This is a genomic window from Flammeovirga agarivorans, assembly GCF_012641475.1.
Taxonomy (GTDB): Bacteria; Bacteroidota; Bacteroidia; order Cytophagales; family Flammeovirgaceae; genus Flammeovirga; species Flammeovirga agarivorans.
Window position 1 is genome coordinate 545726 of sequence record NZ_JABAIL010000003.1, and the last position, 11891, is coordinate 557616.

At 34.5% G+C, this 11891-nt stretch carries 7 protein-coding genes; all 7 read left to right on the forward strand.

Features of this window, described 5'->3' with window-relative positions; genetic code table 11:
- The first annotated feature begins 172 nt into the window (after positions 1–172).
- The 7 genes from HGP29_RS11280 (at position 173) to HGP29_RS11310 (ending at position 11888) form a co-directional block, all read left to right on the forward strand.
- The gene (locus HGP29_RS11280; protein WP_168882507.1) at positions 173–352 is read left to right on the forward strand and encodes a hypothetical protein; all 180 of its coding nucleotides are present in this window, start codon (positions 173–175) and stop codon (positions 350–352) included.
- Positions 353–630: 278 nt separating this feature from the next.
- Positions 631–1143 carry a hypothetical protein gene (locus HGP29_RS11285; RefSeq protein ID WP_168882508.1) on the forward strand — a complete coding sequence of 171 codons (513 nt, stop codon included), beginning with the start codon at positions 631–633 and terminating at the stop codon, positions 1141–1143.
- Positions 1144–1345: 202 nt separating this feature from the next.
- Complete coding sequence (locus tag HGP29_RS11290) at positions 1346–3826, forward strand: TonB-dependent receptor plug domain-containing protein (RefSeq protein ID WP_168882509.1); 2481 nt, start codon at positions 1346–1348, stop codon at positions 3824–3826.
- Between the two features lie 726 nt (positions 3827–4552).
- Positions 4553–7330: a TonB-dependent receptor gene (locus tag HGP29_RS11295; protein WP_168882510.1), complete on the forward strand. Its 2778-nt coding sequence runs from the start codon at positions 4553–4555 to the stop codon at positions 7328–7330.
- Between the two features lie 52 nt (positions 7331–7382).
- Entirely contained in the window at positions 7383–8822 is a 1440-nt protein-coding gene (locus HGP29_RS11300; protein ID WP_168882511.1) for a right-handed parallel beta-helix repeat-containing protein, read from the forward strand.
- A gap of 198 nt (positions 8823–9020) precedes the next feature.
- The gene (locus HGP29_RS11305; protein WP_168882512.1) at positions 9021–9728 is read left to right on the forward strand and encodes a hypothetical protein; all 708 of its coding nucleotides are present in this window, start codon (positions 9021–9023) and stop codon (positions 9726–9728) included.
- A 3-nt stretch (positions 9729–9731) separates the two neighbouring features.
- Complete coding sequence (locus HGP29_RS11310) at positions 9732–11888, forward strand: helix-turn-helix transcriptional regulator (protein ID WP_168882513.1); 2157 nt, start codon at positions 9732–9734, stop codon at positions 11886–11888.
- Positions 11889–11891: the final 3 nt, after the last annotated feature.

Genomic DNA, 11891 nt, shown 5'->3' on the forward strand with positions numbered 1-11891 from the left:
TGTGTTGTTGTGTATTTACGAACATATAAAAAATAGAGGAATGTAGTGAGAGAAGAGAATTGAAATGGGTAAATATTCGGAGGAAAAATATTAAATCATATTAAAAATTACATTAGTTATATGTATAGTGCAAAATATGATTAAGTTTGAACAACTGTTAATCCTATTTTTTATGAAGTCACTTTTATTCTTCTTTTTTATTGTCCTTTCCGTGTTAAGCCATTATCCTTTTTTATCTGACAAATGGGAAGAAATCGAACTTTTTCAAGAAGAAACTGAGCAGCTAGAAAAAACCGTTAGGGAAAAAAATTTTAGGTTACCTGTAGAAGGGCCATTAATTTTTAGAAAGTAAAAAACACCTTTTGTAATCACTGTATCTTTATTTATTTAAAAAATATATTGGAAGACTCCTATTTGGAATGATAGTTGAATTATTACTAGTCATATTTACTATTAATATACTTAGTAGGTATATCTAATTGTAATTCAGTTAAATACGAGTGATGTTTTTTTGATTTGATACTGTTATTAATGATTTCTAACTAAAAAAAGTAAACACGACTATATAATTTCACGACTACAGTCAAATAAAAATATCGACATCTACTTAGCACAAAAATTATCATAAGAATGAAACATTTTTTACTATCATTATTATTTATTGTTACTGCATATTCCGTTAATGCACAACAATCTGCTCATTTCACTACAGGTAACCATCCAATAGGGGTATCCATTGGTGCTTCATTAGGGAGTGCTACACAATTTAAAACGAGTATTTGGGCATACAACGTCTATTTTTCTGCAAGTTCAAACTTTGCTTCAGCACAAGGTTCAGTATCTGACAACGAAACAAGTGGTTTGCAAGATAAAGGGAAGTTCAATGCTACTCAGTTTAATGTAGGTGGTATGATTCGAATTGTGAACCAATACCTTTACGGGTTGTACTTAGTTCCACAGGTAACATACTGCACTAAATCTTCAATTTATCATGGTGAAAATGACAAAACCTTTAAAGGAACACCAGAAGAACAATACGGAGCAGCCATAGATGTAATGTATGTGGATCGTGGTGGATTTACAATTCAAGGAGGTTTATCTACTTCTGCAGGGGCATCTTTACAAGTTGGCTTTTCTTTCTAATTGTTAGAAAAGAATGTAACCCTTCGAAGTTAATTATAGATTATATCTGAATACATTCTCTACATTGATGTTAATCATCTGTAGTGACCGTATATTTGTAGCATCAGTAAGCATTTACTGATGCTTTTTTTATTCACCCAGTTAAGACTACGTAAAGTAATCTAGAATAACATTTACTATTCTCACTACTGACCCAAATTCTATGAACAACCGTATTGTTCAATGTATTTTACTATCACTTATTATCATCACTCCTTTGTATGCTCAAAAAATTATTATTGAAAACGAAGAAGGAGAGGGAATTCGTGGTGTTTTAGTTTCAACAGATAGAAATGAGGTAAGCATAAGTAATGCGGTGGGCGTTGTACAATTAAACCCAGAGGCCAAAAGTTTTTCCTTTTCTCATGTGAACTATGAAGCTGTTGAATATACAAATGAGCAGTTAACGGCAGTGATTGTACTTCAGCAAAAAATTCAATCATTACAAGAGGTTATAGTTGGTGCAAATAAATGGGAAGAAGTAAAGTCTGAGGTACCCCAGCAAATCTTAGAAATTCAGAAAAAAGAAGCAGAATTTGCCTTGCCTCAAACTACTGCTGATATGTTGGGGAATACAGGAGAAGTCTTTATTCAAAAAAGTCAGATGGGTGGAGGTAGTCCTATGATTAGAGGCTTTGCAGCCAATCAGGTGCTCTTAGTTGTAGATGGGGTGCGTATGAATAATGCGATTTACAGAAGTGGCAATCTACAAAATAGTATAAGTATTGATCCTTATTCGATTAGTTCTGCAGAAGTGATTTTTGGTCCAGGAAGTGTAATGTATGGAAGTGATGCATTGGGTGGAGTAATGGATTTTCATACTACCTTACCTGAATATGCAGAACGGTCTAAAAAACTATTCTACGGAGATGCTCAATTGAAGTATGCTTCTGCAATGAATGAAAATACAGCTAATGTTCATTTTAATTTAGCATCACAAAAGTTAGCCTGGACGAGTACTGTCTCTTTTTCATCGTTTGATGATTTAAAGTCAGGTGGATGGTTTCCTTCAGAGGACTATCAATTTGGTAATAAATTGTTTTTAGTGTCAACGGACGAAAATGGAGTGGATCAATTAGATACCAATCCTAATCAGTTACGTCAAAGCCCTTCCGGTTATCAGCAGTTGAATACTTTGCAAAAAGTAGCCTTTAAAGTGAACGATCAGTTGGAATTGATGTATACCTTTTCATTTTCAAATACGTCATCAATTCCTAGGTATGATAGGTTAACAGAGCTGAACCCTATTATGAGTAATGGTGCATATATGGAGGTAACCATGGAAGATGTTATAGAGATAAACTCCACAAGTTTAATCACTACTTATGGAACAACTACCCCAAAATTTGCTGAATGGGAATATGGCCCGCAATATTGGATGATGAATAATATCCGCTTAATCGCCCAACAAAATAGAAGTTGGTATGATAATCTTTCTTTGATAGTAGGACATCAGAAGGTAAAAGAAGATAGGTTTTTTAGGAAGTTCAATGATACAAAGAGAAATGAATCTTATGTTAGCTTAGAACTATTCCATCTTAATATGGATGTGAATAAGGAAATCTCTAAAAAAGCATCCTTGTTTTATGGGATAGAGGGCACTTACAATGATGTACAATCGAGTGCTATCGGTAAGAATATCCTAACAGGAGAAGTGAATAAAGCATTGCCACGCTATGCTGGAGGAGGATCACAGATGACTACCTTAGCAGGGTATATCACAGGGAAATATAAGCTAACAAATCATTTGGTTGGAACCGCTGGATTAAGGTATACAGAGACATTTATTAAAGCGGATTACACAGATGAGGCCTCTAAAACTTTACATCTACCTTACGATCAACTGAATACTCAAGTAGGAAGTATAACAGGAGCTATAGGTCTTGCTTATCATCCTGATAATTGGCAGTTGAATACACAATTTGCAAAAGGTTTTAAAGCCCCAAATATAGATGATATTGCAAAAGTTTATAACCCTTCTAAAGATGACTTAGTGATACCCAACCCACAGTTGAAGCCAACAGATGTGTATACATTAGATGCTACTGTAATCCATTATTTTGGAGATAAACTAAGAGTGGGAGCCAATGCTTATTATTCTTGGTTGACGAACATTATGGTTAGAGGACCATCTACCTTTCTTGGAATGGATTCCGTTTTCATTGAAGGGGATGAATATGCTGTTACTTCTTTACAGAATGCGGATCAAGCAAGGATTTGGGGAGTGTCGGCTCATGTATTTTATCACTTTACCGAATATCTACATCTCAAAGGTACTTATACTTACACCAATGGACGAGAACTAATCACAGATGCCCCTTTACGACATGTACCCCCATTTTTTGGACGATTGACATTAGGGTATAAAAAACAAAAGTTACACCTTGCCCTTGTTGGAAATTATAGTGGTGGAATAGCATATGATGCATTGGCACCAATTGAACAAACTAAACCTTATCTCTATTCAAAAGAAGGAGCATTACCTTGGTGGACTCTCGGGTTTAATTCAAGCTATAGGTTAACGAACTATCTTGAATGTCACTTTACTGTCGATAATATCTTTGACCTTGCTTATCGAACGTATAGCTCTGGTATTAACTCACCCGGAAGAAACTTTGGGATTGCTATAAAAGGATATTTTTAAGGGTGACATTTTATTGATTATGTTATTACCTATTGTAATTATCTCAATTAGTAAAACAATTATGGTAGATCAGATATATAAAAAAACACTAAAGGGTATTGGCAGATACCTAAGCATCTCCTTCTTCACCATTGTACTGATGTTAATGGTTTCTTACTCCATAAAATATTTCCATTCCGATACGAACGATCTAAGTTTTGTTGGTTATACCATGGATTTAATTGATAGTATTCAACATATCGAAATAATCTGATAAAAAAATAGGATTAGTGATTACAATACAAGGTTATCCTTGTCTTATTTGAAATGAAAAACGATAAAGAAATAACGCGATAGCTTCATACTAATAAGAAAGAGTTATTGTCCGTTTGTACCTTAAACGAAAGATTCAACATAACTACTTTAATAACTACGATAAGGCTCAATGTATACACATTGGGCTTTTTTGTTGTCCTAAAAACTCATTTTATTTTTTTTAGAATTACACTTTATCATTTAACAATGTAATATTGAATTCATATTGGAGATGTGGTATTTGTCACTCTTTCATCGGTTTATTGCTCAATTTTTATTCTTTTAACTTTAACATCTAAAACCCAGTGTTAAGTTGTGTTTTTTGTTAGTTCAAACCATTTATTTATTCCTTAATATTTCCCTAAAAAAGACATCATAACTGTTTGCTTATTTTGCAGTGTTAAAAACAAAACCAGTGATTTCAACTAAATAATGTCAAGGATACTTACTTTATTAACTTTACTACTATTTCCTATAATTATCCATGCAGGTGGAATAAAAGGATCAGTAAACGGTAGTGATGGAGAGCCCTTAATTGGGGCAGTAATTTCTATTGAACCAATCCATAAACAAAGCATTGTGGGGATGGATGGAACTTTCAGAATTAATGATTTACCAAAAGGAGATTATACGATTGTAGTTAAATATATAGGATACAAAGACCTTGTAAAAGAAGTGAGGGTATCTTCAGAAGGATGGGTTTCTAACGATCTTATACTTCAGGTAGATGCAATTCAATTGGACGAGGCAGTAGTATATGGTACTAAAGAAAGGAAAACCGCAGAAAGTGCGAGAGCTACAGAGAGGGTTTCTTCTAAGGTAATGACGGTGGTTTCTGCTCAGGATATCGAATTGTCGCCCGACTTAAATGTGGCTAATGTAGTACAACGTGTTTCTGGCGTATCCTTAGAAAGGAATAATTCAGGTGACGGTCAGTTCGCTATTGTAAGAGGTATGGATAAAAGGTATAATTATACGTTGGTGAATGGTGTGAAAATTCCATCTCCGGATAATAAAAACCGTTATGTTCCTTTAGATTTATTTCCATCGGACCTTTTGGATCGTTTAGAAGTGACAAAAGCTTTGACTCCAGATATGGAAGGCGATGCAGTTGGCGGTGTGATTAATATGGAAATGAAAGATGCTCCAGAATCATATAGTGGTCAATTGAATCTATCTATTGGAAACAACACGCTCTTTGGAGGCAATAATCCATTTATGACATGGAATACGGGTGGGAACATGACATCTCCTCCAAGTTGGAATGGGGTAGCTAGAGCAGATGCTTCTGATTTTTCTAATCAACATTTATTGAATCAGTATAAAAACTATGTACCGAATATCGTAGCCGGAATGTCGATTGGTAACAGGTTTATGGATGATAAATTGGGGGTGATTGTAGCAGGAAGTTACCAACAAACTGCAAGAGGTTCGGAGAGTACTTGGTTCGATACAGGTATGTTGGCTGATGGTTCTACTTCTTTAGATAATATGGAAGACCGTAATTATTATCAGCTTCAGAAAAGAATGGGACTCCATGCTAAAATGGATTACAGAATTAACCAAGATCATAGTATTCAATGGTACAATGCTTTTGTTCATTTACAAAATGACCAGGTAAGGGATGTTACTCGTACAAGAACTTGGGGTAGTTATGATCCAATTAACGGTAATGCTGGAGAAATGAGTTATGTTACAAGATATAGATCTACAATCCAGCAGATTTTCAACTCAACATTAACGGGACAACATCAATTAAACCCATGGTTTAAGGCAGACTGGTCTGCTGTTTATTCAAAAGCATCGAACAGTATTCCTGATAATGCAAAATTCACTAGATCAGGAAGTATGAATAATTGGGTGCATGAACCTGAAAGAATTGCTGGACGATCAGCCTTAACAAGAAGGTGGGATTACAATGATGACGAGGATATTGCTCTATATACCAATTTTACTTTTACCCCAGAAATTAGTTTTATCTATGATACTGAATTTAAGGTTGGTGGATTGGTTAGAAATAAAAACCGTTCGAATGATTTTGAACAATACCGTTTCAATGCTGGAAATAGAGCCTTAGTAAAAGGAGAAGATTGGAATGATATTACAGATGTTGATTGGATTATCGAAAACCCTACGGGAGTAAACTATTCTCCCAATAGATACCAATCACATGAGAATATTAGAGCAGCTTACGGACAATTTAAATTCGACTTTAGTAATCGTTTTGAAGTGTTGGGTGGTGTAAGAATGGAGCACACAGATATTGGTTATTATCTACCTCAACCTACCAATGAAATTGTTGAAAATGGATTGGAAGAGATGAATCAAACTTATGTTGATTTCTTGCCAAGCATCCATTTTAAATATAAAATTAGCGAAAAATCAAATCTGAGGTCTTCTTATTTTAAGTCTGTCATCCGACCTGGATTCTCAGAGTTTGTTCCTATTGAAAATGGAGATACTGAAGATGATTGGACCGAAATGGGTAATCCTTTAGTAGAAAGAACAATAGGACATAACCTTGATTTGAGATACGAATTGTTTCCGAAAGGAATGGACAAATTTATGATTGGAGGTTTCTATAAAAAGCTAATCAACCCGATAGAATACTCATTGAACCGTCAGGCTGGGTATATTATGCCGGATAACTATGGTGATGCAGAAAATATGGGTATTGAGATTGATGTGGTAAAGTACTTCAATAAGTTCGGTATCAGTGCCAACTATACATATACTCACTCATCGATCACTACAGAAAAAGCGTATTACGAAAGAGAAAATCCTGAGGATGATACTTCGGATATTGTGATTCGATCAGCATTAGAAGAGCGTCCACTACAAGGACAGGCGGCACATATTGCCAATCTATCCTTACTTTATAAAAATACCGATGCCGGTTTGGATGTACAGTTAGCAACCGTATATACAGGTGATCGTATCCACAGTTTGTCTGCCTTTTATGGTAACGATATGTGGCAGAGGGGTTTCTTCCAAATGGACTTATCCGTAGAAAAGCGAATTAATCCTAAAACAATTGTCTATTTGAAAGCCTATAACTTGTTGGACAACGCTTACGAAGTAGAAATCCGCCAACCAATCAACGAGGCACAGTCTTACTTTCCTAAGCAAGGTGATGTTGGGGACAATGTACTTGTAAGACAAGACTTCTACAGACGACAATTCTTATTGGGTCTAAAATATAATTTCTAAAAACATAAAACTGCCACTTTAATAGAGTGGTCTAGCAATCAAATCTAAAACCATGAAACAAAATTTTATTTACCGCTTATTAGCATTTATCCTGCTATCTGCTTCAGTAGTTTTTTCTACTTCTTGTACCAAAGATGAACCCATTGTAGATGACGAAGACAAGGAAGTGCCTGATTTTGATAAAGGTCAGCCAGAAGGAAGCATTAGTATTGGAGGGCGTATGAGTAATGATCTCACGCTAGAAAGTGGAGAGGAGTACTGGTTAGCAGAAAACCTTATTATCGAAGAAGGAGCCACTTTGAATGTTGAAGAAGGTGTAACAGTTTGGGTAAGTCCTTACAATAACCCTGAAATTGTTGTACATGGAAATATGTATGCATGGGGTACAGAGGCTCAACCAATCTTATTTACGCTATCTGAAAACCAGCCTAACTATTTTGATTATGGTAGAGTAAACTGGGGTGGTATAAATGGTGGTCAAGTTCCAGAAGGAGCAACACGTCCTGATCAAGAAATTGGAATGACTTACGTAACTATTCAATATGCAGGTGGTCCAATGAATGAAAATTCTGAAGCGGTAAGAGTAGGTAAATTAGAGCCGGGAGAGTTAGGATACTCTGTATTCTTTAACAACAACCAAGGTCAATTGTATATGGAAAATTGTACTGTAGAGCATTCTGGTGGAGATGCAGTATATGTTGAAAGAGGAAAGATTGCCTTATTCCATAATGCGGTAGCTTATGCTGGTACAACAGAAGATGAAGCATTTAACTTTAAACAAGGTACGATTGGAGATTGTGCGTTTAACCTTATGTATTCTGCAGCGACAAATGGTATTAAAATCAACAATTCAAAGCCGGTAGAAGATGACCAACAGACTAATGTCAACATGTACAATAATACGATGGCATATTGCGGTTGGAGAAGAGATGGTGAAAGAGGTGGCTCTATTAATATCGAGAAAGACGCAAGAGGTCGTATTTTAAATAACCTGATTGTTAACTCTAAATTTGGTACTAAGGTAGATCCATCTACTGATATTGTAGGAAACAATACATTGGTAAAAGGAAACTACTATTATGGTCATGTAGAAGGTGGACATGATAAGGGAAATGGCTACTTACCTCACCATGGTATTCAACCCTTTGAAGATGATCAGGACGATACTTCTGTTGGTCACGATACTTTCTGGAGAGTATTCCAAGGAACTTGTAATTTCTTTATTGATAGAGAAGTGAATGAATGGACAGATGAGCTGGATGATCCTCAGTTTGTACACTTCATTGATCAACCGCAAAATCCAGATGGTGATGCCACTAAAGAAATCAATTATAAAGATCTTGATTTAAGATTATCTTCTACTTCGCCAGGTGTAGACTACGGAACAGATAATATGCAGTTATTATCTTCTCAAGTAGTTACTGAAGTGGGAGGGAAGACCGTAACGAGACCAAATCTTTCTGCTACAGTAGGTGCATTTGGTTCTAACTAATTACCCTTTACTTAAATAACCCTAGCTTAAGCCCATGACAGTAATGTTGTGGGCTTTTTCTTTTTATCATATTCGAATAATGTTTTTTTATTGATTACATAAAACAATTTTAGGCCAAAAAGGATTGAGTTAATGGCAAAGATTTTATTTATCAGATTTAATCTTTAATTTAAAAAAGGAATCTCTACACCCAATTTAATGACTCTGACTAAAAAAATATTACTGATAACTATTGTTTCACTTTGCTCTCTTTTTCAAGCAGAAGCTCAATCTGTTGAACAAAAAAAGGATTATGATAATCAGTTCTTTTTTGGTAATAAATTAATTTGGGGTAATGAGAAATGGCGTTATTCTGGAGAACTTCAGGCTAGGTTTACAGGAGATATGCAACAATTTGATCGATATTTTATGGAAGGAGTTGCTACCTATCTTTTTTCCAAAAACTTTGAGATTGTACCCGACTTTAGATTTTCAGTTTTACCTAATGAAGTTGAGCTAAGGCCTGGACTAGGAATTATCTACAAAGTACTTGGTAAAAATAAAACAACTCAATTTGTACAACAAATTAAATGGCAGGGTGATTATAGTTGGGATATTGACTTCCAGAATGGGCTTAGGTATGTGTTGTTCTTCAATAAAGTTTTTCATGAAAAATATGTTGGTTCTATCGTTGGTGGTGCCTTCTACAGATGGAGTGAACAATTTAACGGTATACAGTTTCTCCGTTTTGGAGTTACAGGTGCTTACCTTATTGATGCAAAACATACCCTAAATTTGAGTTACTTTTATGGTGCTCTTCAATCTAATGACCAAACTTGGTCGAATGCAGGTACATTACTACTTCAATTGAATATCCGATTTAATAAGGAGTACAGATATGTACCAGCAAAGTATATAAACTTCTAAGTAATGACGAATAATATTCCCAAAATACGATTACCAGAAATTAATGCGAAATATTCAAGACCTAGAAAACAGAGTATACCTTTAGATGCTTCTAGTGTAAAAGAATTATTCGAAATGAATAGCTGTGAAATTTCAGAGGCTGAAGTGACTGATATATTAAATATTACAGAAGGGAATATATGTATTATAAAAGATATATTGGATCAAAAAAAAGCCGATAGCAATTTTAATATTCAATCTTACAAGGCCATCGGAGAGAGTCATCTGCTACCCTTATTAAATCAGTTGAGTATCAGAAATAAAAGGTACTTACTAAAGGTGTCTATCTTAGACGAATTCAACTTTTCCCTTTTTTCAAAGTGCTGTCTAGAGGACGATTATTCAGATAATAATTTCACCGAATTTGAGCAATTTATTGAAGAAATAGGAAGGAGTGGTCATTTTGTAAAACCCCAAGATGGGAACGATAATTTCAAGCTCACTGCTTATTTCAAAAAATATAGTGATATAGTAGTTAAAAAGGAGCTGACAAAATCAATCATTGATGATGTAAAGAATAAGGCATCATTGTATTACAAAGAATATAATCCTATTCAATCGATCCAACTTTTACTGGATATTAATAAAGTGGATGAGGCCGTAAATACTTTTGATGAATTAAGAGTTCAACTAATGAACAAGGGGAAATGGGAAGAATTGCAAACTGTATTCCATGCTTTTAGTAAGGTCAGTGAAAGTACATCATGTTTACCGTTAATAGCAACAGAACTTTGGTTGAGCCATTTTGATAGTAATCTGGTTAAAATGAAATCGCTATTGTCGACATTTTTAGAGCTTCTTCATAAGAACGATAATAAAGATAATTTTGATGTTTTTTTAGGTGAGTATCATATTCTTAGAGCCTTTGTAGCTTACAAGTTGGAAATAGATATGGCAATGGCACATAAACATGCACATCAAGCTATTCAACTCTTGGATAAATATAATGAGTACACCTTGGGTATAGCTTGGGTTTTCTATGCTGGAGCATTACAAGGCCTTGGAAAGAAAGAAGAGGCTAAACATGCCATTTATCATCAATTAGAGCTAGGATGCTCTCTATCCTTAAAAGTAAATTTATACATGACTCTTTGTTATATCTATTGGTTTGATGGGGAGTTAGATGATCTACTATTAATTGCTCATCAGTTGGAAAGAGTGAGTAAGAAGTCCAATAACTTGGAGGGACTGGCGAATGCTCATTATTTTCAAGGTATAGGCTATTATTATAAACATGATCTATATAATGCAGAATCACACCTTGAGATATTATGGGAAAACCGAGAAAATACCATTCTTTCTCATAGGTTTTATGGAGGTATTGCCTATGCTTTAAACCTGTTTGAGGATGGTCAGAAAGAACAGTGTAAAGTTCTTATTCAGGAAATGGAGGATGAGGCTTATGATCATGGAAGTTCCAATTATTTAAACTTAATCAAAGCTGTGAAATGTTACTTTAATTGGTTTATTGATGCTGATAGAAGTGCTGTGGAATGGTTTATTAAAAATAAGGACTTACCTGTTACTGCATTATCAAATTTTACATCATTACAACTTTTACAGGTTAAAGTTTTAGTGACAGATCAATATGAAGGTTCTTGGAACATTGCTATATCCATTTGTGATAATGCTTTATCACAACTAAAAGGTAATTTTAATCTCATCTTCAATGTGAGATTTAGTATTGTCAAAGCGCTAGCACTTTACCGATTAGGAAAAGTAGCAGAAGGTAAATCTGTAATAGAAAAGGTATTGAAAAATGTTCAAGGGATGAAATTGGAAAAAGCCTTTATGTTTTATGGAGCAGTGATGAGAGAATTTCTAAATCAGACAAAATTTACGGAGCACAAACTAAATGTATATGTAGAGTATATCTTAGAATTCTTATTAAAGCATGATCACCAATTGGATACTTCTTCTAGTAATATCAATGAAAATCATTTAACAAAAAGAGAAAGTGAAATTATTTTTCACCTTCAGAAAAATAGGTCATACAAAGAAGTTGGTATGGAGTTATTTATCTCTGAAAGTACAGTAAAACGACATATTGCAAATATCTTTAAGAAGAAAAAGGTAAACAATAAAAAAGATCTATTGTCACTCTATTCTAAAACATCCTAAATA